This window comes from Streptomyces sp. NBC_00287 (assembly GCF_036173105.1).
Lineage (GTDB): Bacteria > Actinomycetota > Actinomycetes > Streptomycetales > Streptomycetaceae > Streptomyces.
Window position 1 is genome coordinate 120,038 of sequence record NZ_CP108053.1, and the last position, 20,685, is coordinate 140,722.

Consider the following 20,685-nt stretch of genomic DNA (forward strand, 5'->3'; position numbering starts at 1 on the left):
ATCTTAGGAATCGCCCCGCCGGGGCATCCACCGCGAGACGGTGACCGTTTCCTGAAGAATTGGCTCACAGAGCACAGCTGGGCGGTCACGCGCCCAGCCACGCACGGGAGGCGTCACGTGACCGGCCGGACCCGTCCTGGTCCGGTCCTGGTCCCGGGCCCAGCCAATGCAGACCCCGGCGGCCCGTCGACACCTTCGGCGCAGCGGGCCACCCACCGGTGCGGTTGCCGGGCGGCCTGGGGACGAGCGTGGTGCCGGGCGGCCGTGCGGACACGCCTCGACGCCGCCGAACGGGGGCCCGGGCGCGGGCTGCCGGAGCGGAACCCGGGTGGACGTGGACAGGCCTTTCGAGTGTGTGACCCGCTCGATCGCGCCATGCGGCCGATGAGCATTCCCGGGCCCGAGCTCGGGCCCGGGCCCGAGCCCGAGCCCCAGGCCCCGGTCGGACGGGCGGATCAGCGCAGTCCGGCGAAGAGATCGTTCTCCGGTACGGGCGCGCCGGTGGCGTCCTGGACCCGTACGAAGGTCTCCATGCCCATCAACTCACCGAACCTCTCCCTGCCCATCTTCAGGAAGAAGATGTTCTCGCCCTGACTGGCGTGCGCGGCCAACGCGTCGAACTTCTGACCGCTGAACGCGGTGGTGTCCACCCACGTGGTGATCTCATCGTCGGGCAGGCCGATCTCGGCAAGCGCGGCGGCCTCGGCAGGATCCGGCTCCGGCATGTCCTCATGAAACTCACGCATCACCTCGCCGAACCGCTGCATCATCGAGCGAGGCACCGTCGTCCAGTACACCTTCGGTGTCAGCGCAGTCATCTGAAGCGCCGCCATCGTGATGCGGTGGGCCTGGATGTGATCGGGATGGCCGTAGAAGCCGTTCTCGTCGTAGGTGACGACCACATCAGGTCGGTAGTGCCGCATGAGTTCCGCGAGTCTGGCCGCGCCTTCCTGCACGGGGGTCTGCCAGAAGGATCCGGGGGCGTCGTTGCCCGGCCAGCCCGCCATCCCCGAGTCGGCATAGTCCAGCAACTCCAGATCGCTGACCTTCAGGACGTCACAGCTCGCCTCAAGTTCTTGACGGCGCATCAAGGCGACCGCCGCCGGATCGTGCCCCGGCTCGCCCGGCTTGACACCCCCCGGTCCGTCACCGCAACCGCCGTCAGTACACGTCACGAGAACCGTGCGGATGCCTTCCGCCGCGTACCGCGCCAGGACCCCTCCGGTTCCGGTGGCCTCGTCGTCGGGGTGGGCGTGTACTGCCATGAGCGTCAAGGGCCGGTCAGTCATGAAACAGTCCTCCTGCAGAAATACGTCTGGTCCAAGTAGCGCGGCGGGCGTACCGCGATCCTGGGGCCCGGATCCTGGTGGGGCGGACGACCTCGTGGTCTCCGTGTTCCCCGCCCGTACGTCGCCGGTCCCTCGGTCGATGCAACCGTGCCGGCCGGACCGGCTGTTCCCGGCGCGACCGCTTTGCCTTCCAGGCGTCGGCATTTCAACGCGAACGAGGTACAGGCGCGACCTGCACGTCTCAGCGCCACGTCGGATCCGACTTCGGTCCGATATCGACCGAGGGATTCCGACGCGAAACTTGACTGTTGGGGTTGCACAAGGGTGATGGCCGGCCGAAGAGCGGCGACCTTCGCCCACACGTTGTTGGGCACGGGCGAGGCCGGCAGTGCCGTAGCACCAGGACGGTCGCCGGGGAGCGGACGGGGCAAGGTCACCGGTGCCCAGCTCGCAGCGGGTGACCCAGCAGGGGCCAGGCCCGGTGGGCGGCCGGTCTGCTCCTGCCAGCGGTCCAGCCACGCCAGGATGGTGCGCAGCGCTGCCTGGTGCCCGTGACGGTGCCGTTGGGGGCGGCGAGGGCGAGAAGCGCGAACACGCCGCCGATCCCGTGCGCCATCCCGCTGTTGGCCCGCCCGCCGGACAAACGGTGGCCCGGGCCGCCCGAAGGGCCCGCACTGTGTCCACCACCCCGGCAGGGTCTTGCCGTGGTCCGTGACGGGTTCGGTACGGCGCACGCAGCAGTCGAGGACGGCCCGCACCATTGGGCTGCCGGGGTCACGGCGCAGGAAGCAGGCGCCGTACCCGGCGAGTCCCGGATGGTGTCGAACTCGGCAAGCTGCGGCAGACGCCCGGCCTCAATACAGGGGTGCGCCGCGTCGAGACGGCGCCCGGCAGCGGCCACCGCCTGTTGGTCCATTGCCTGCAGGGCACGCTGGCAGGAGCCCGGGAGGTGGTAGTCGGCGGCGCAGGCCACGGCGTGAGCCCGGGGCGGGCGCTGCGGAAGTGGAGCGTGACTCGGCCCAGGCCGGCATAGACCTCGCCCACCACGTCGCCTACAACGACACCCTCCCCGCCATCCTCACCGGACCCACCCCTCGCACCGGCCCCATGCGCGGCCGCCGCCCCTGAGCCCGCACGCCGCCCCCAGACGGGCCACCCGCCACCAACTCCAGCCGCCGCACCAGCCACTGACCGGCCACATCGGCAGCGGCAGCCCCGCAGTACTACGCAAGCCATCACCACGCCCAGCCGCAGCGGCCGCCAACACGCCCGGCCCCCAACCTCCGCCGCTGGTACGGGTCACCGACGACATGAGGGCCGCAAGACAACCAAAGCCGATCCGCAGGCCAGGTCCTCGCGAGCACGGTCTCAGGAGCCGTTGCCCTTTCGATCATGAGGGCGGTTCTGATCGAACAGGATGCCTGGTCGGGTGATCTTGGCTGGGTGGGCGCATGGGAACGGGGCCCTTGGTAGCTCGGGGTTGCGACACCTACTCGAGCATGAAGGAGACCCTGTTACTGCAGATCACTGCCGTGCCGTCCAACTCCCAGACGCGGGAGTGCGATTGCCTCGCTCACCGGTTCGGGAACGCGGCCGAGTTCCACGACCGGCTTCGCGCTCGGACCCAGGAGGCCGAGGGGCGCCACGCGGAGCCGTCGGCGGCGATCATCGACTCGCAGTCGGTCAAGGGCGCCGCCTCGGTGCCCGCCTGCTCACGCGGCTATGACGACGGGAAGAAGATCAACGGCAGGCGCCGGCACGTCATCACGGACAGCCTGGGCCTGCTGTTGAACCGGAACGTGCACCATAGCGCTCCCACCTGCGAAAACAGGCATCTAAGAGATCCGGGTCAGCACAGAATCAGCACGGGTCGAACAGGTCAGCGCCTACACGGCTTGCGCGCAGGTACCCGCGCCTGCCTCCGACGAGGGTCAACCCGCCATGTCGAGGGGCTCGGACCGCATGGCGTTCTGCAGGACCTGCTGGCAGCGATGCCAGGCGCAGGGCACAGGGTGTCCGTAGATGTCGACGGTTACCTTGATGGACCGGTGGCCGAGCTGGCGGGAGACGTCGCATATGGGAACGCCGTTCGCGAGCGCCGTCGGGGCGAAGAAGTCCCGCTGGGCACGCGATGTGCACTTCGCCCGGCCTGGCCGTCACCAGTCTCCTGAAGTGGTAGCCATACGCCAGCCTTCGGTGCCTGCCGGACGGGCTGATGAAGTCGACGCACTGGGGCCCACTGCCCTCGATCCGCGGCGGCCCCTCCCCGACTCCACGTTCCAGCTTCTTCCGCCCGAAGGATGGCCTGCTCCCCGAGACCCGTGCCCCGACTTGCGCCCCGTCCGTTCGGCCTGCGCGCAGCGGCCGACCGCATCCCGCAGGTCCACGCGCGGGGGGCTCGCCGATCGACGCTCACGACGATGTGCGGGTAGGAGACGCGCAGCGCGAACAGCAGGGGTCCGTCGACGAGGTCGGCGAACAGCTCCACGAACTGCCCCGCGCCGCTGGTCCCACCGCAGGCCATAGCACCGCGTTCTCCGTGCGGACGCGGACGACGAGCCAAGGCGTGTTGGCGATGGTGAAGAGCATGGCAGTAATCCATGCGGTGTGGACGAGGGGCAGGGCGATGCCTTCGAACAGGACGATGAGGTAGTTGGGGTGCCGCATCCAACGGTAGGGCCCGGTCGTGACCAGCGGTAGCCCGGGCACGACGATGACGCGGGTGTTCCATCGGGGGCCGACGAGCGCCCTCATGCACCAGGCGCGGCCTGCCTGCACGAGGATGAGGACGGCCAGCGCCGGCCAGCCGATCAAAGGGACGAAGGCGCGGTCGGTGAGGGCGACCTCTGCAACGGTCCCAACGAGCAGGCAGACATAAAGGGTGATCATGACGGGGTGGTGGCGTTGCCCGTACTCGATGCCGCCGCGGTCGATGGCCCATCGCGCGTTCCGACGGGCGGTTGTCAGTTCGACCAGGCGCACGACGGCAACCGCGGTCATGAGAACGAACAGACTTACGGGGATCGTCACCCAGCCCAGGGACATGTCGGATCGTCCTTCTCACTCCCGGACGGCGGAATCCTCGTCTTACGCGGTCGCGAGTCGGTTGAGGCGTTCGGCCAGGGCGCGGTATCTGCCGGCACGGTCCGCTGATTCCTCGATGTGGGCGGCGATCTCCTCCTGGGCGTGCTGTCCGACCGGTGTAAGTCCGGTGGTGTCGAGGGCGCCGAGCATGCGGACGAAGGGAAGGGCGATGTCCTTGTAGTAGATCTCCGGTGAGAGGATGCCCGACCTGGCCATGGAGCTGATCAGCTGGCCGAAGCCGGGTGCGGCGTGGCCGGGGGGGCGGAATGTCTTGAGGACTTTGGCCACAGCCTGAAGCGTTCGGTCGGGGTGCATACGCATACACGCCTGGAGGGTGGTCCGGTAGAAGAGCATGTGCCGGTTCTCGTCATGGGCGATGCGCTGCATCAGAGCCCCGCACGCCGGTTCGTCGCACAGTCGGCGAATTCCCTGGTAGCTGACGCGGGTGCCGAGCTCCTGGATGGTGACGTAGACCAGAGAGGCGATGAGGTCGCCGCGGTAGTCAATCTCGTAGCCGTGCTGCACATGCGCGGCGCGGGCGTCCTCCAAAAGCACCGGATCGGCACTGCGGGTGACCACGAGGTAGTCACGGATGGCGGTGCCGTGCCTGGACTCCTCCACGGTCCATCGATTGACCCAGACACCCCAAGGGCCGTCGAGCGACAGCATTTCCCCGATCACCCGGTGGTAACTGGGCAGGTTTTCTTCGGTGAGCAGACTGTAGAGGAGGCCGTCCCGAGCGGCCGCCTTCAGTTTCTGCTGGGAGGGGTCCCATGGCTCCCCTTCGAGGAGACCGTCGTAGTCACGGCCCTGGCTCCACGGGACGTACTGGTGCGGGTACCAGTCGACGGTAGTCCGGAAGTGCGTGTCGAGGGCGTCGGTGACCACCGGTTCGAGGTCGATCAGGATGCGTACGTCTGCGGGGATGGCGGGCACGGTCCGTGACACCTTTCTTGTCATGCGGTCGTCAGGTTTCGCTGGCGGCGGGCTGCCCCCTACCAGCGGAGGAGGACCAGTTCGATGGCGAACCCCGGCCCCATGGCGGCGACCAGGCCGGGTGCGTTCGCGGGGGGCGGTGTTTCCATGGCCGCGTGCAGGATGTCCAGTACGGAGACGGACGAGAGGTTGCCCCGCTCGGCCACGGAGCGCCGGGTGAGCTCCAAGGCGCCAGGCTGCACGTCCAGGGCCTGCTGTACAGCGGTAAAGACCTTCGGTCCGCCACCGTGAATGATCCAGCTCGCGACCTGGTCCGGCGCCAGTGCGTGCCGCGCGAGGAGCCCTTGGACGGCCGTGGGCAAGTGCTTCTCCGTGAGCGTCGGGACCTCGGGCGACAGCAGGATCCGGAAGCCGTGGGAACCGATGTCCCAGCCGAGGACGTCTTCGGTACCGGGGACCAGCAGGCTGTGGGTGTCCACCAGCTCAGGCCCGGCGGGGCAGCCGTCCCGCTGGACTCCGAAGGCCACGACGGCGGCCGCGCCGTCCCCGAAGAGGCTGCCGGCGACGATGTTCGCCACGGAGCCGTCCTTGCGCTGGTGCGCCAGTGTGCACAGTTCCACGGCGAGCAGGACGGCCACTTGGTCGGGGTGGGCCAGTAGGTAGTCATGGAGCCGGGCCAGACCTGCGGCGCCTCCGGCGCAGCCGCTGCCGAACAGCGGGATACGTTTGACGTCCGGCCGTAGCCCGACCCGGTGGGCGAGCCGAGCCTCCAGCGACGGCACGGCCAGCCCTGTGACGGTGGTGCTGATCACCGCGTCGACCTCCTCAGGCTGGACGCCTGCGGTGCGCAGCGCGCCGATCAGCGCCCGTTCCCCCAGGTCCATGGCGGTGTCGAGCCAGATGCGGTTCTGCTCGGTGAAGTCCTCCCGGCGGGCGAGATCGACGAGCTTCTCCAACGGCAGGGACAGCGAGCGGGTCTCCACACCCGAGCTGGCGCGGATCTTACGGAGTACCAGAGCGCCCATCTCGGACTCCAGCAGCGTCGTGCGGGCAAGGGCGGCCAGGATCTCTTCCTGCCGGTATTGATACGGCGGGAAGGCCGTCTGGATCGCCACCACCTGTGGGCCGGCGGCCTCTGACTGCCGGGTGCGGTGATGTGTCGCCTGACGCATCGGCATCAGCTTCCGCCTTTCTTCACAGGTGTAGTGATCAACAACGGGGACCTGATGCGGGCCGGAGCCCACCAGTTCGCCGGGCCAAGGGCCGCCATGACGGCGGGCACCAGAACTCCCCGCACCAGGACGGCGTCCACGAGCGCGCCGAGCGCGACGCCGATGCCGATGAACTTGAGCAGGGCGACGTGGGAGGTGGCCATGGCCGCGGTCGAAATCGCCACGGCTGCCGCAGCGGACGTCATCAGCCGGCCGGTGCGGGCGACGCCCTCGATGATCGAGGTGCGGTTGTCTCCGCAGCGGTCGTACTCCTCCCGGATACGGCCGAGCAGGAAGACCTCGTAGTCCACCGACAGGGCGAGCGCGATGAACAGGACGAACAGCAGCGTCGAGGCGTCCAGCGTTCCCGTCGCCGTGAAGTGGCCGAGCACTGCGCCGCCGTGGCCGTCCTGGAAGAGAACGACGAGCGCGCCGAGGCTCGCCCCGAGGCTGGCGGCGGCCACGATCAGAGCTTTCAGGGGGGCAACCAGGGTACGGGTGAAGGCGCTGAGGAGGGCCAGGAGCCCCACAGCCAGCAGAAACAAGCACCACGGGAGGGCGCCGAGGACGGCGTCCGCCGTGTCGACGACCTCCGCGGCTCGCCCGCCCACCGCCACGCTTCCCGGGGCGGGGGTTTGCCGTACCTTGCGCACCACGCTGTCCGCCTCCGGCGTGCCGGGGGCGGCCGACGTGGCCGCCAGCAGCACGAGGGCCTCACCGGACGGAGCCACACGCACCACGCGGACACCAGTGATGCCCGGGACACGGGCGAGTCGGTCGCCGTACGCCGGTGCACCGTCCGTCGCCCGCGGTCCGGTGACGACCACGGTGAGGAGCCGCTCCGGTGGCGCGGTGAACTCGGCGCGCACACGCTCGGCTGCTGCGGCAGCCGGAGCCGACGAAGGCAGCGTGCGTTCGTCCACAATGCCGAGCTGAGCGTGGGTGAAGGGCAAGGCCAGCAGGGCCAGCAGCAGCACCGCCAGGCCGCCCGCCAGGAGGGGCCGTGCGGTGACCGTGGACGTCGTGCGATGCCAGAAGCCACTCCCGTCCCCGGTACGGGCACGCCGCCACCGCGCCAGCGGGTCCCATGCCTGGGCCCGGGGGCCGAGCAGCCGCAGACAGGCGGGCAGCACGGTCAGGGCGACCAGCGCCGCCAGCACGGTGACGATCATGCCCGCCAGGGACAGTGCGCGCAGCATCGGCACCGGCACCACCAAGGCGGTGGCGAGGCATACGGTGACGGCGGCGGCGGAGAATGCGACCGAACGGCCGCTGGAGCGGCGGGCGGCCGCCAGCGCCGTGTGAAGGTCCGCGCCCCGCGAGGTCTCCTCCCGTACGCGGGCCAGCAGGAAGAGGCTGTAGTCGACGGCCAGGCCGAAACCGATCGCCGAGGCGGCGTTCACCGCGACCCGTGACACGTCGGCCACCTGCGCCAGCAGGCCCAGGACCGGGATCGTGCAGCCGATGGCCAGCGCGGCCACGACGACGGGCAGCAGCGCGGACACCACGGACCCGTAGGCGAAGACCAGGACGATGAAGAGTAGCGGCGCGGCCAGCAGTTCGGCCCGGCTCAGATCGCGCTCGATGGTTTCGTCGATCTCCCGGTTGGCCCACACCTCGCCGCTGGGCTCCACCCGCATCCCCGGGACGGCCGAGCGGGCCGCCGCCACCACACCGGGCGCCACCTGTTTACGTTCCTTGTCCGTCCCCTTCAGCCGTACGGCGACCAGCTGGGTCCGTCCGTCCTTGGAGCGCAGCCATGTGTCACCGGTGGTCTGTGCCGACCACACGGTCTTGACGTCGCGCTGCCTGGCCAGCTTCTCCGTCATCGCCGTGGTGCCGTCCTGGGCGGCGGCCCCGCGTTCACCGTCGGTGCGCCGTGAAACGCCGGTGCCCTGTGAAACGGCCAGGAGCAGATCGGGCGAGGGCACGCCGAGCCGCTCTGCCTGCCGTCTGGCGCGCGTCGCCTCCGTGTCCGTCGCAACCGCGCCGCCCGTGCTCAGCGCCGAGAAGGCAACCGGGGCCAGCACCCCCGCGCACACCGCCGCCAGCAGGGCGCTCACCACCACGAGCCAGGCCCGGCGCCGCACCGCATCCATCCGTGTGTCTCCGTCTTGCATCCGATCCGGTCGCTTCGTCTGGCTCCCACTAGGAAGTCGTGAACAGCAGGACGGCGTTCTGGCCGCCGAAGCCGAAGGAGCAACTGATCCCCGCCTCGCCGCGCGTGGAGCGGGGATGTCCGGCGACGATGTCCAGCTTGTGGTCTCCGTCCTGGCCCTCGAAGTTCGCCACCGGAGGGACGGCCGCATGGCGCAGCGCGAGAACCGTGTATGCCGCCTGGATCGCCCCGGCCGCCCCCAGCGCGTGCCCGATCACGCCCTTGGACGCGGTGACCGGCGGCCCGTCGTCTCCGAAGACGCGGACGAGGGCTCGTGCCTCGGCCGTGTCGTTCAGCGGGGTGGAGGTACCGTGCGCGTTGACGTGGCCGACGTTCCCCGGCCCGCACCCGGCGTCCGCGAGAGCGGTGTGGATGGCGCGGACCGCGCCGTCGCCCTGCGGGTGCGGGGCGATGGGATGGTGCGCGTCGGCGCCGGCACCGTAACCCCGCAGCAGCGCCAGGACGGGAGCCCGGCGGGCCCGAGCCGCGCATGCGCGTTCGAGGACGAGGATGCCGGCGCCCTCGCCCAGGACGAAGCCGTCACGTTGCGCGTCGAACGGCCGGCTGGCCAGAGCCGGTTCGGCCCTGCGCCGGGACAGTGCCCGCATCCGCGTGAAGCACGTGGCCGTCATGCGCGAGCGAGCCGACTCACTGCCGCCCGCCAGCACGATGTCACAGGTACCCGACCGCAGCAGGTCCCGGGCCACTCCGATCGCGGTGGCGCCCGACGCACAGGCGCTGGCGGTGGTGAAGTTGGGGCCGCGCACGCCCAGGTCGATGGCGACCTCGCCCGCGGCCATGCTCGGAACGCTGCGCGGGAGCGCGAGTGGCGAGACCCGCTCCGGCCGCCCGGCGCCGAGGTGACCGAATTCAGTGACGTATGTACTCAAACTGTTCGATCCCACGCCCAGCACGACACCGACTCGCTCCGCTTCCCAGGTATGCCGATCGAGGCGCGCGTCCGCGACGGCCCGCCGGGCGGCGACGAGGGCGAACTGGATGAAGCGGTCCCCGCGCCGCGCCGACGCCCGGCCGAGTTCCGTCTCGGCATCGAAGTCCGTCACCCGGCAGGAGAAGTCGACGGGCAGGCCCGCCAGGTCGGGATCCGTCGCGGCCAGCGAGCGCCCCCGGCACAAGGCCGCCCAGTTCGCCTCCGCCGTATGCCCGGCCGGAGTCACCAGCCCCAGCCCAGTGACCGCGATCTCAGCGCGCATGCTCGAATGCCCGAGCCGCCTCGCCCAGGGTCGAAGACGGGCGCAGGTCCAGGGCGTTCTCGGGCAGGACGATCCCGTACTCCTCCTCCGCCGCCACCACCAACTCGAACAGCGACAGCGAGTCCAGGCCGAGACTCTCGAACGTCGTCCTGCCGGAGAACTCACCGGCATCCGCCTTTACATCAAGGTGGCCGGTCAGCAGGGCCACCAACTCCTCGGGAAGGGCCGACTCCGCCGCGCCTTCCGCTGCCTGCCTCATGTCTGGGTCTCCTGTTTCCTGTCTGCGAGAGGCCCTGCGGCGCTGCCCGCGCTTATCCGTCTAAAGGCCACGCGCGCGGGAAGCTTGCGTCTCAAGCCACTCCACGTGCTGACCGAGCCGGTCCTGCGCCTGTCGCCCGGCCGCACCCAGCCCGGTCGTCGACATCACGCCAAGCGCACACAACAACGGCCCCATCACGTACTCGCGATGGACATCGAGGTTGAAGATGCCGGCCGCCGCGACCCGCGCCGCCCGCGCCCCGAACCCGCGGATCCCAGCCCCGGGCATCCGAAAGCCACACACCACGTCAGCCAGGGCCATCAGGGCCTCGTCCGGGAAGCCTTGGAGCGCGTCAGCGTATAGGCCCCGGTAGAACAGCATGTGCAGGTTCTCGGCCGCCGCGATCCGGGCCATCAGTTGCTCGCCCACCCGGTCACCGCACGACGCGCCGACGTTGCGGTGGGCCCGGTGGGTCGCCAGTTCCTGCACGGTGACGTACGCCAGCGCGTGCAGGACGGTCGGCAGGTCACTGCGGTACCCGGTGCTGACGTGCCGCATCCGCAGCTCCTCCAGGGCCACCGGGTCGACCGCCCGGCGGGCATGGACGTAGGCCCGAAGCGGGTCGCGATCTCGAAGTGGTAACTGGGCAGGTTGTCCTCGGTGAGGAGATTGATGATCAGCGCGTCCTGCACGGGTTGCGACAGCGTCGACTGCGCCGATTCCCAGGCCAAACCCTTCAGCGGCCCGTCGAAGTCCCGCGCCGCACTCCACGGCACGAACTGGTGCGGCAGCCAGTCACGCGCAGCCGCAAGATGCCACTCCAAGAGCCGCTCGACCGACTGCTCCAGCTCCCGCAGCACGACTTCCGCCATATTGCCGACCACGCCCGCACCTCCCCTGTCCTGCCCGTTATCTGTTTGGTTGCGCCTCGCCGTGTAAACACCAACGAGGGGTGTAGGGGACGATCTGTCACTCGTTAGTGTTCGTAAGGCCGTTCCAGCCATGGCCATCCGTGACGCCGACCTGCTGAACGCGCTGCCCTACCCGGCGCTCAACCTTGTCCACACGCTTGTCCACACGCCCGAGGACCCGGTAGGGCCGCATGCCGAGGTTGCAGGACTGACCAGCGCTTTTAGGTCGGCCGGTTCGTGGTGGAGGGGCACCTCAGCGGGACATGCACGCACACCGCGCGTTCGTCCGTCGCCGTAGACGCCGAGCAGGTCGTCGCGGAACAGGCCGGCCAGGAAGCTGTCAACACGTCGTCGCCGGCGCGCCGACCGCCTGACAGATCAGCGCGGGGCCCGCAGGACTGCGAGCATCCCGGGTGGGCCGTGCTGGTCAACTCACACCTCGCGGGGCGGGTCGGGACGGACGGGTCCGAGCGGGCCCGTCCGCGACCGGTGTCGCAGTCACGGACGCGCCCGGTTATGGTCACCGTCGTCCCCTTCTCCGTGGGCCGTCGGGGCGGGGCACGTGGCGGGCAGAGCCAGGGCATGCGGGTGTCGCGACTCGCGGATGCGGCACGTGCGCTGTGCGAAACGGTGTGGAACTGCCCGAGGTCTACGCCCTGCTGGTCGGCGCAGCGCGCGCCGCCGCCCACGCGTGCCTACACGACGAGGTGCGTTCCCGCTTGCCCGCCATCGTGTTCGCGGGGCTGGCGCCAGCCCCGAGCCAGGCATCGACAGCAGACTTCTCGTGTCGCGCTCCATGGCGGGCAGAGACTGTCAACCGCCTGCGGTCAAGAGCCGCTGTCCTTTTCGATCACGAGGGCGGTTCTGATCGAACATGATGCCTGCCCGGGTGATCTTGGGTGGGTGGGCGCATGGGAACAGGGCCCCTTGGTAGCTCGGGGTTGCGTTACCTACTCGAGCACAAAGGAGACCCTGTTGCTGCAGTCTTGCGTGATCACTGCTGTGCCGTCCAACTCCCAGACGCGGGAGTGTGATTGCCTCGCTCACCGGTTCGGGAACGCGGCCGACCGTCCGAACAGGGTTCGGAGGTATCCGTCGGACATGACGGACGCGGAGTGGGCGGTGGTGCGGGAGGCGCTGCCGGTTCCAGCTTGGCTGGAGGGCCGGCGTGGGCAGCCGGAGGGCTGCCACCGGCAGATGCTGGATGCGATCCGGTACGTCACCGACAACGGGATCAAGCGGCGCGCGATGCCGTGCGATTTCCCCGCCTGGGACCGCGTGTATGACTACTTTCGCAGGTGGCGTGAGGCGGGCCTGGCCAAGGAGTTCCACGACCGGCTTCGCGCTCGGACCCAGGAGGCCGAGGGGCGCCACGCGGAGCCGACGGCGGCGATCATCGACTCGCAGTCGGTCAAGGGCGCCGCCTCGGTGCCCGCCTGCTCACGCGGCTATGACGGCGGGAAGAAGATCAACGGCAGGCGCCGGCACGTCATTACGGACAGCCTGGGCCTGCTGTTGATGGTGCTGGTGTGTGCCGCCGACATCACCGACCGGCAGGCGGCCCCGGTCATGCCGCCCAGGCTGCCGGCGCGATTCGCCAGGATCAGCCTGGTGTGGGCCGACGGCGGCTACTACGGTCGCCTCGTCGACTGGGCGAAGGAGAAACTCCAGCCCACCCTACAGATCGTCAAACGCAGCGACGGCAACCCCCGAGCGATCACCCGGCGTTCCAACACCGCGTCCGCCTCGGCGAGTTCAGCAAGAACCCGCTCTGCTTCGGCACGAAGCTCCTCGGCCCGGGCCCGGGCAGCCCGCTCCCGCTCCTCCACCAACCCCATCACCGATGTCACCGCTCAACTCCGCATCGCCGAGACCGAACTGATCGTCCGAACCCTCCCGCAACGACACCGGAACCATGCCTGAACAGCGGAAGCTCAACGATTACAGCCGGAAAGAAACGGCTTCTCAGGCCAGACCGCCGTCGGCCGGCCACCCTCCCTCGATGGCCGGGCCACTGTCCGCAGGGACATGCGCGGCCACCAGCGCCGCGGCCTCACGAGCACTGAGGCCGCTACCGAGCAGACGTTGCGGTGTCTGCCGTGAGTACGGCGTGACCACGTTCCACAGCCCATCTACCGTCGGAACCACCCGCGGAACCTCCTCATGGAACGGATCCGCGGTACTGCTCAGCAAGCTGAACTGGCCGTGCGACGGCCACGGGAAAAACACCCGCAGGGCCGGCTGCGCATACAGAGCCTCCGCCAGTTCGGCATCACCCAGCCTGATCAGCGGCGAACGCTCCAACGTCAGCCGCCACGCAGTCGACACCACCCTCCCAGGCGGCGCCGCCTCCAAGGGGCTCGCCGCAAGCAACGACCACTTGCGCCCCAACTCAGGCAGTGACGCACCCGCACACCATTCATGCAGGATGGCGGCCACCACCGCGAGGTGATCGGTACTGCCGAAAGCACCCCACCGCCAGCCGGAAGGCCCCGAGATCTCGATACGGAACTCGCGTTCATCCACGTTGGTCGCATAGACAGCGAACCGCGCCTCCCCACGCACACAGCAAGCGGCGACCGCGGGATCGAACCCCTCAACGGGCTCCATCGGGCCGACCACGTGCCCGTGGCCAGCCGCTACGCCAGCCAACGCCTCCCCCAAACCGCCCGGCACCGCCAACTCCGGATAAATCCCACTCGCCACATCACCGAAACGTTCCTTCATGCACACACCGTAAGCCGCGACAGCTCAGCAGCCGCAGGCGCCGGGACCCCACACACCGCACCAGTGGAGAGCACCACCGGCCCACTCCGTCAACGAGGACACCATCACCGACGCCAAGCCCCCCAGCTGCCAAGCCGGCCTCGCCGACCCCTCCCACAGGCCAGGTGCACACCTCAGATTGGCGAAAGTTGATCGCCTGTCAGACCTGGATTGAGAGTAAGGGCGGGCGATCGCCCCCAGGGGACGGCCTGCTCGATGCGTCAGAACGCATACGTAGCAGTCGGGCCCGCGCAGCCTCACATCCGGGATCTCAGCACGTCGACCTCGCAGCCCGGCGCGAAGGGGTCGAAGCCGTGCTCGATCAGCCAGCGAACTGCCAGCAGGCTTCGCAACGACCACCACGCGTGGATCACGTCGAGATCGATGTCGGTGCCATAGCCGGCGATGACGTCGTCGAGGTGCTCCTCGTGCCCGAGCGTGAAGGTGGCGAGGTCGTACTGGGCATCACCCTGGCCCGCCTCGGACCAGTCGATGAAGCCGGTGACCTCCTCGCCGTCGACGAAGACGTGCGCGATCTGCAGGTCGCCGTGTGTGAACGCCGGAGTCCACGGCCGGAGCGCGGCCTCGGCGACCTGGCGGTTGCGGATGACCAGGTCAGCGGGCAGGACACCGTTCGTCACGAGCAACTCGCACTCGTCGTCGAGTTCGGCCGCCAGCGCGACGATGCTCCGGCCGGCCCGTCCCAGCCGGGGCGGCAGGGGCGCTTCGTGCAGCTTCCGGATGGCGGCGCCCGCCGCGGCCCACGCCGCCGGCGACCCGGTCGACGGTCCGCCAAGGCGCCCAAGCGTCGTCCCCGGGAGTGCGGCGATCGCGAGCACGGGCGGCTTGCGCCACAGGACCTCCGGGGTCGGGACCGGCGCGAGGGACATCGCCTCGACCTCGGCGTCGATGCGCGCCTGATCGGCGTCCACCTTCAAGAACACGTCACCGACGCGCAGAGTCGCGCGCTCGGAATGGGCGACGACGACTTTGACCTCATCCATGGGCGCCCAGTATCCCGGGGATGATCGCCGACGTCGCCAGGTTTATCGCGTGCGATTACGCGGCTGACCACGACCCGCTACCCGGCGGCCTCCTCCATGACACCGACCTCTGACCAGGTCATGCCCACCACTCTTAGAGGTCCTAACAAAGGCGTTGGACGTGGCGGTGGGTGATGAGGCAGGTGGCGAGGCCGAGGAAGGCTTCGTGGATGTCGTCGCGTCGTTCCCAGCGGATCCGCAGGCGGCGGAAACCGTGCAGCCAGGCGATCGTGCGCTCGACCACATAGCGGAACATGCCCAGGCCGCTGCCGTGTTCCTGTCCTCGTTCGGCGATGACCGGACGGATGCCGCGGGCCCAGAGCAATCGGCGGTACTTGTCGTGGTCGTAGCCGCGGTCGGCGAGGAGCGCATCGGGTCTGCGTCGGGGCCGGCCGACGACGCCGGCCACGGCCGGGACCTTGTCCAGCAGGGGCAGCAACTGCGTGACGTCGTTGCGGTTTCCGCCGGTCAGGGACACCGCGAGCGGGATGCCCTGGGCGTCGGTGAGGACGTGGTGCTTGCTGCCCGGCCGTGCGCGGTCGACCGGGCTGGGGCCGCTTTTGGGCCGCGCCGAGCGGCCCGCACGTGGGAGGAGTCGATCACCGCCCGCGACCAGTCCAGCTTCTTCGCTACCCGCAGCTTCTTCAGCAGTATCAGGTGCAGTTCGTCCCACACGCCGGCCTCGTTCCAGGCGGCCAGCCGCCGCCAGCACGTCATGCCCGAGCCGAAGCCCAACTCCTGTGGGAGGTACTCCCATTGGATGCCGGTGTGCAGCACGAACAGGATCCCGCACAAGGCCTGCCGGTCCGGTACCCGCGGCCGGCCCTCCACCAGCTTCGGCCCCGGCTCGGGCAGCAACGGCTCGATGAGCGACCACAGTTCATCCGACACGATCCAAGGCCGCGACTGTCGCTTTCCCACGACCAGACCAACGACCATCCAAGCCGAAGGTCACATGATCAACAGCTTCTGTTAGGACCTCTTATTAGGAGTCCTTACGGCTCGGTACGCGGTAGCGCGGGGTCGGCCGTTGTGACTCAGCACCCCAGTGGCCGGTCGCATTTTAGTTGGCCGGTGGCTGTTGGTTGGTGAGAAGATCGCCCGATGCCAGTCGATCCGCACGTTCTCGCCGCGTTCACAGTGAGCACGATCGTCGCCCTGGTCACCCCGGGTCCGGACATGCTGTTCGTGCTCGGGTGCGGCATGAGGGGCGGTGCCCGCGCCGGGCTGCTGGCCACGCTGGGCGTGATCACGGGGGACGCCTTGTACATCGCCGCGGCGGCCGCCGGACTCGCTGCGCTGCTGACGGCGTTCCCCGTCGTGTTCACGGTGCTTCGGATCGCGGGCGCCGCGTACCTGATCTATCTCGGTGTCCAGATGATCCGTAACCGAAAGAGCAGTCAGGCCGGCAATCCCGTCGCCGGCGGGATGTCGGGGCGGCGTGCCTTCCTCAACGGCGTGGTGTCCTCCATGGCCAACCCGCAGACGTTGGCGTTCATGGTCGCCTTCCTTCCCCAGTTCGTCGATCCCACGGCGGGGCCGGTCTGGTTGCAGTTCGCCATCCTTGGCGGCGTCCTGATCGTCCTGGAGTTCCTGGCCGACGGGACGGTCGGTGTCCTGGCAGGGCGGATCGGCGGCTGGTTGCGCGGACGTGAGGCAGTTCGCCGCCGGATGGACGCCGCGACCGGGAGCGTGTTCATCGGCCTGGGCGTCACCCTCGCTGCCGAACGCTGATCTCACCCGCGTGAGCCCACCGAGCTCAAGCCGTACCACGCCTTCGTCCAACGCATGAACAGAGGCCAGCAGACCGGCTCGGCGATGCCTGGCGTCGTCGTCGCCCTCAGGAAGCCTCTGACGGGTCCGGCCCACTCGAGTGCTCACCGGCCAACTGGAGTGCTGAGTCACAGCCGTGACATGACGACGGCCGCGCGGGTTGAGTGGATTGCGACGTCCTCATCGACCCGCGCGGCCTGGTCCCATCGTGCCTTCCGCGGCCTTGGACGTGCACATCTCGGCGATTTGATCGAGGAGTTGGCCGGCCCGTGGATGGCGCAGTGCGAGTCCGCGCTCCGGGAACGACGCGGCGGCGACCGTCAGCGCGCGACTGGTGCCGGGCCCGATCACCAGCTGGACTTCGACGACCGGGCCCTGGTCTACCTGCGGCTGCAGCTGCCGCACACGGCACTGGCCAAGCTCCACAGGAGTGAGGGGCGAGGTGCCAGGCAGGCACGAGCGAGGACGTACCCATAGCCGGAGCTGGTTCTAACGCGGCCGTGTCGGGCCACGTCACCGTCGGGCCCCGAGGATGCCGGGGGAACCGCTGCTCCAGATACGCACGGCGGGGTGCAGGCCGGGCCGACGGCCGTTGCCGCCCGCTTGCTTCTGCGCAGCCCCCGCCAGCGCCGTCCTGTCGACCGTGCCGTCAAGCGGGCCATGCGGGCGGGCCGGGACCGCCGCGATGCCCCCTACACGAGATCGCCCAGAGGGCCTGGCATGTGCCTTGATGCGGTGCTGAACCTGTCGGCGGACGGCCTGGAAGAGGGCTGCTGAAGAACCACCCGGAAAGCGCGGGGTGGCCGCCTGCCTGGCGTCGTCAATGGTGTGGCTGTTCGGGGATACGGCTTTGGCTGAAGCAGGTGATCCACGCAGGTACAGCCGGGCAGGACGGTGCAGGCCGGCCGCGGTACCCAGTTCGAAATCAGGTCGCGTGCCGAGCTGTCCGTGCAGTCGAGACTGGCATTCATCCTGATGCAGGATGACGGGAATGGCCGTACGGTGATAAGTGCAGGCATAGAGGATTGCGGCGCTTTGGGGTGCCGCTCGTGAGAATTCCCGACCGCGCAACACCCGTCGGAACGCACGGCCGCAGTCCGTTCGGCAGCACAAGGCCTGGCCGCAGGAGGCGCAGGCTCCGCGCCGCCTTCCGCTAACCGCCATCGTCAGACGTGATCGCCTCTGTGGTTAGCCATGCTCATGATCCAGCTCCGTCAGTGGACTGCGGAGTTGGTGATCGATCGGAAGGGTCCAGAGAAATGACACGGGATCAGCACATGGCAGTGTCGAACCAGCCTGAGGAGCAGGCCGCTCTCGCCGCGGAGCAGGCCCCAGTTACGGGCCCGTCGGAGGGTGTGGAAGGAAAGGCGATTCCGCCAGGTGCCGATGGCCTGGAGCACGTAGAGGGCTACCAGCGTCCGGAATACGAACGGCTGGCTGCTGAAATATGGACGGCGCCCACTGCGGACCTGCGTGACATCGGCGAGGCGTCGTTCGGTCCGTTGCCCCCAGTGGCCGAGACCGTTCACGGAGTGGACGACCGAGTCCAAATCACGAACACGGCGGATTATCCGTGGCGGGTTCACGCATCGCTGCTCATCACTGCGGCGGACAACTCCCGGTGGATCGGGACCGCGTGGTTCATCGGGCCTCACACGCTGGTGACTGCCGGCCATGTGGTCCACATCAAGAACAGCGGTGTGGCCGGACGCGACGGGTGGGTCAAGAGCATCCAGGTCATGCCCGGTCGCGACGGTACGGTAATGCCATACGGCTCCGTCACGAGTACCAACTTCCGCTCAGTCACGGGCTGGACCGGCTCCGGCGACGAGAATTACGACTACGGCGCGATCACCATCCCCACCGAACTGGGCTCAACTACCGGATGGTTCGGCTTCGGGGCATGGCCGGACGCCGATCTACTCAAGACGACTGGCAACATCTCCGGGTATCCCGGCGACAAGCCCCCTGGCACCCAGTGGTACGACGCCCGCGCCATCAGCTCGGTGAATGCGCTGAAGGTGTACTACGACATAGACACCGCCGGCGGCCAAAGCGGCAGCGCCGTGTGCCGCATCGTCGACGGCAACCGATACGGAATCGCGGTCCACGCCTACGGAGGAGCGACCGTCAACTCCGGGACCCGGATCACCCGCCCCGTCTATGACAATCTGGTGGCCTGGAGGGCGTGACTCTTGTCCGCACACCAGCCCAGTCCAGAAGGTGGTGAAGACACCGGTGCCGCACAATGACTCCCCGTTCCTGATCACCGGAGTCGTGGAGGACGTGAACGGCAGACCCGTCCCGGACGCCACTGTGTACTTCACCGCCGGGTCATCCCCCTATCCCGACGTCGCCGCGCTGTCCGCAGCCGATGGGAGCTTTACCCTCTCCGTCCCCAATGAGGGGGTCTACACCCTTGCATGCATGACACCGGACAGCAGGGTCGCCGAGACACCAGTCACAGCACGCAGCGACCAGCCGACCCGGGTGCGCCTGCGGATCTGAGCCCGCGTGCCGCCGCCATGACCTGCGCCAGCAGCGTGCCCCACGCACACGGCTTCGATGCAGAGACATCAGCACCCCCGAGGAAACTGACGACGACGTGACCCCGCCTGTCAGCCACAGAAGGGTTTAGTCATGGCACTCACCCACAACGAGACACCCACGAGCGAAGAAGCGGCAACGGCCCCCTTCTACTGCGCACAACCCCGCGTTACCGAACCGGTCCTTCGCCCGGACCTCAGCCCCGACCGGCTCAGTGCCATCATTCTGAGCCGGACCAAGTGGGTGAACGGCACGGTGCTGCGCTACTGCTTCTTCAACGATGCCGACGGTGCCTCTGCCGAGCAGCTCGACGAGGTCCGCGAAGCCTTCAAGGACTGGAAGGACATCGGTATCGGGCTGGAGTTCCGCGAGGTGGACCAGCCCTCGGAATCCGAAATCCGCATCGGCTTCGTTCAGGGCGACGGCTCCTGGTCCTATGTGGGCCGGGATGCGCTGGGCATCAGCACGCGCGAGCGCACGATGAACTTCGGCTGGGACCTGACCAGCCCGCACGGCAAGGCCACCGCCAGACACGAGATCGGGCATGCGCTCGGCTTCGCCCACGAACACCAAAACCCATTCGCAGGTATCGAGTGGGACGAGGAGAAGGTCTACGCCACACTTGCGGCTGATCCGAACAAATGGCCACGGGAGCAGACCTTCCACAACATCCTGCGCAAGCTTTCCATCAGCGAGGTCGAAGGCTCCGAATGGGACCCGGAATCCATCATGCAGTACCCCTTCTCCCCTGGCTTGATCCTCCGACCGGAGCAGTACCACCGGGACGGCATACCGGATCCCCTGGTCATCTCCGATCGGGACAGGGAGCATGTCAATCGGTGGTATCCCCCCATGGAGGACAAGCCGGCTGAGATACACCCGTTCCAGTCGGTCGAGTTGGAGCTTGCCGCCGGTGAGCAGTCAGACTTCGCCATCGTCCCGTCGGAGACGCGGATGTACGAGATCGGCACGCTCGGGGACAGCGACGTCGTCATGGTGCTGTTCGAGGAGGTCGACGGCGAACTGCGCTACTTCACCGCTGAAGACGACAGCGGCACGGACAGCAACGCCCGTTTGAAGGTCAGGTTGTTCGAAGGGCGTCGCTATGTGCTCCGCACCCGCCTCTACTCGGCCTGGGGCCCGGGAAAGGCCGCACTCATGCTCTGGTGACCCAGATGAGAGCGGGACCCGAAACCATGAGCAGCGGACGACCACCCGATGGCCGATGCCGCGTGCACAGTCCTGATGATCACGCGCGGAACGGCCCGAACCCGCAGCGCGGTTGGCGCAGGGAAAGACGCGAACTGTCCGATCGTCTCCACGCCCAGCCTCCGCAATGTGCACCCTGGACCCGCCGGAGTCAGTACAGCTCTTCCACCGGCAGGTCCCAAGGCAGTCGGCACGATCCGGTACAGACACTGCACCAGCCTCTCGTCGCTCAGATCGAGCCGCCTCAGGCCCGACCACGCCAGATGCAAAGGCAGCTCTACCATC

General features: G+C 68.7%; 16 protein-coding genes and 3 pseudogenes. 6 read left to right on the forward strand and 13 right to left on the reverse strand.

Annotated elements, in window-relative coordinates:
• Window positions 1–455: 455 nt before the first annotated feature.
• Window positions 456–1,289, reverse strand: a complete 834-nt coding sequence (locus tag OHT76_RS00685) for a PIG-L family deacetylase (protein WP_328876421.1) — start codon at window positions 1,287–1,289, stop codon at window positions 456–458.
• A gap of 363 nt (window positions 1,290–1,652) precedes the next feature.
• Window positions 1,653–2,262, reverse strand: a pseudogene (locus OHT76_RS00690) (lanthionine synthetase LanC family protein); the annotation flags it as partial.
• 29 nt (window positions 2,263–2,291) lie between these two features.
• Here OHT76_RS00690 and OHT76_RS00695 point away from each other — a divergent pair.
• On the forward strand, window positions 2,292–2,417 hold the full coding sequence (locus OHT76_RS00695) for a hypothetical protein (protein WP_328868732.1): 126 nt from the start codon (window positions 2,292–2,294) through the stop codon (window positions 2,415–2,417).
• A gap of 1,284 nt (window positions 2,418–3,701) precedes the next feature.
• Here OHT76_RS00695 and OHT76_RS00705 read toward each other — a convergent pair.
• The 7 genes and pseudogenes from OHT76_RS00705 to OHT76_RS00735 form a co-directional block, all read right to left on the reverse strand.
• Window positions 3,702–4,334, reverse strand: a complete 633-nt coding sequence (locus OHT76_RS00705) for an isoprenylcysteine carboxyl methyltransferase family protein (RefSeq protein WP_328868733.1) — start codon at window positions 4,332–4,334, stop codon at window positions 3,702–3,704.
• A 42-nt stretch (window positions 4,335–4,376) separates the two neighbouring features.
• Window positions 4,377–5,309 (reverse strand): acyl-ACP desaturase, encoded by a 933-nt coding sequence (locus OHT76_RS00710; RefSeq protein WP_328868734.1) that lies wholly within the window; start codon window positions 5,307–5,309, stop codon window positions 4,377–4,379.
• Between the two features lie 59 nt (window positions 5,310–5,368).
• Complete coding sequence (locus tag OHT76_RS00715; protein WP_328868735.1) at window positions 5,369–6,481, reverse strand: type III polyketide synthase; 1,113 nt, start codon at window positions 6,479–6,481, stop codon at window positions 5,369–5,371.
• A 5-nt stretch (window positions 6,482–6,486) separates the two neighbouring features.
• Window positions 6,487–8,619 (reverse strand): MMPL family transporter, encoded by a 2,133-nt coding sequence (locus OHT76_RS00720; RefSeq protein WP_328868736.1) that lies wholly within the window; start codon window positions 8,617–8,619, stop codon window positions 6,487–6,489.
• Window positions 8,620–8,668: 49 nt separating this feature from the next.
• Entirely contained in the window at window positions 8,669–9,892 is a 1,224-nt protein-coding gene (locus tag OHT76_RS00725) for a beta-ketoacyl-[acyl-carrier-protein] synthase family protein (protein ID WP_328868737.1), read from the reverse strand.
• Complete coding sequence (locus OHT76_RS00730; protein WP_328868738.1) at window positions 9,882–10,151, reverse strand: acyl carrier protein; 270 nt, start codon at window positions 10,149–10,151, stop codon at window positions 9,882–9,884. Before OHT76_RS00730 ends, OHT76_RS00725 begins: the two co-directional genes overlap by 11 nt.
• A 60-nt stretch (window positions 10,152–10,211) precedes the next feature.
• Window positions 10,212–11,161: pseudogene (locus OHT76_RS00735) on the reverse strand (acyl-ACP desaturase).
• A 1,002-nt stretch (window positions 11,162–12,163) separates the two neighbouring features.
• On the opposite strand from OHT76_RS00735, the gene OHT76_RS00740 reads away from it, so the two are divergent.
• Window positions 12,164–12,985: an IS5 family transposase gene (locus OHT76_RS00740; protein ID WP_328868739.1), complete on the forward strand. Its 822-nt coding sequence runs from the start codon at window positions 12,164–12,166 to the stop codon at window positions 12,983–12,985.
• Between the two features lie 42 nt (window positions 12,986–13,027).
• Here the strand turns inward: OHT76_RS00740 and OHT76_RS00745 are convergent, their stop codons facing one another.
• The 3 genes and pseudogenes from OHT76_RS00745 to OHT76_RS00755 all read right to left on the reverse strand — a co-directional run bounded on the left by OHT76_RS00745 (window position 13,028) and on the right by OHT76_RS00755 (window position 15,810).
• The gene (locus OHT76_RS00745; RefSeq protein WP_328868740.1) at window positions 13,028–13,789 is read right to left on the reverse strand and encodes a DUF6193 family natural product biosynthesis protein; all 762 of its coding nucleotides are present in this window, start codon (window positions 13,787–13,789) and stop codon (window positions 13,028–13,030) included.
• Window positions 13,790–14,085: 296 nt separating this feature from the next.
• Window positions 14,086–14,832 (reverse strand): phosphotransferase family protein, encoded by a 747-nt coding sequence (locus OHT76_RS00750; RefSeq protein ID WP_328868741.1) that lies wholly within the window; start codon window positions 14,830–14,832, stop codon window positions 14,086–14,088.
• Between the two features lie 142 nt (window positions 14,833–14,974).
• Window positions 14,975–15,810: pseudogene (locus OHT76_RS00755) on the reverse strand (IS5 family transposase).
• A gap of 165 nt (window positions 15,811–15,975) precedes the next feature.
• On the opposite strand from OHT76_RS00755, the gene OHT76_RS00760 reads away from it, so the two are divergent.
• Window positions 15,976–16,605 carry a LysE family translocator gene (locus tag OHT76_RS00760; protein WP_328868742.1) on the forward strand — a complete coding sequence of 210 codons (630 nt, stop codon included), beginning with the start codon at window positions 15,976–15,978 and terminating at the stop codon, window positions 16,603–16,605.
• Between the two features lie 219 nt (window positions 16,606–16,824).
• Here the strand turns inward: OHT76_RS00760 and OHT76_RS00765 are convergent, their stop codons facing one another.
• Window positions 16,825–17,049, reverse strand: coding sequence for a hypothetical protein (locus OHT76_RS00765; RefSeq protein WP_328868743.1), 225 nt, complete (start codon window positions 17,047–17,049; stop codon window positions 16,825–16,827).
• Between the two features lie 872 nt (window positions 17,050–17,921).
• Here OHT76_RS00765 and OHT76_RS00770 point away from each other — a divergent pair.
• The 3 genes from OHT76_RS00770 to OHT76_RS00780 all read left to right on the forward strand — a co-directional run bounded on the left by OHT76_RS00770 (window position 17,922) and on the right by OHT76_RS00780 (window position 20,361).
• Entirely contained in the window at window positions 17,922–18,836 is a 915-nt protein-coding gene (locus OHT76_RS00770; protein ID WP_328868744.1) for a trypsin-like serine peptidase, read from the forward strand.
• 31 nt (window positions 18,837–18,867) lie between these two features.
• Complete coding sequence (locus OHT76_RS00775) at window positions 18,868–19,152, forward strand: carboxypeptidase-like regulatory domain-containing protein (RefSeq protein WP_328868745.1); 285 nt, start codon at window positions 18,868–18,870, stop codon at window positions 19,150–19,152.
• A 132-nt stretch (window positions 19,153–19,284) separates the two neighbouring features.
• Window positions 19,285–20,361 carry a M12 family metallopeptidase gene (locus tag OHT76_RS00780; RefSeq protein WP_328868746.1) on the forward strand — a complete coding sequence of 359 codons (1,077 nt, stop codon included), beginning with the start codon at window positions 19,285–19,287 and terminating at the stop codon, window positions 20,359–20,361.
• Window positions 20,362–20,685: the final 324 nt, after the last annotated feature.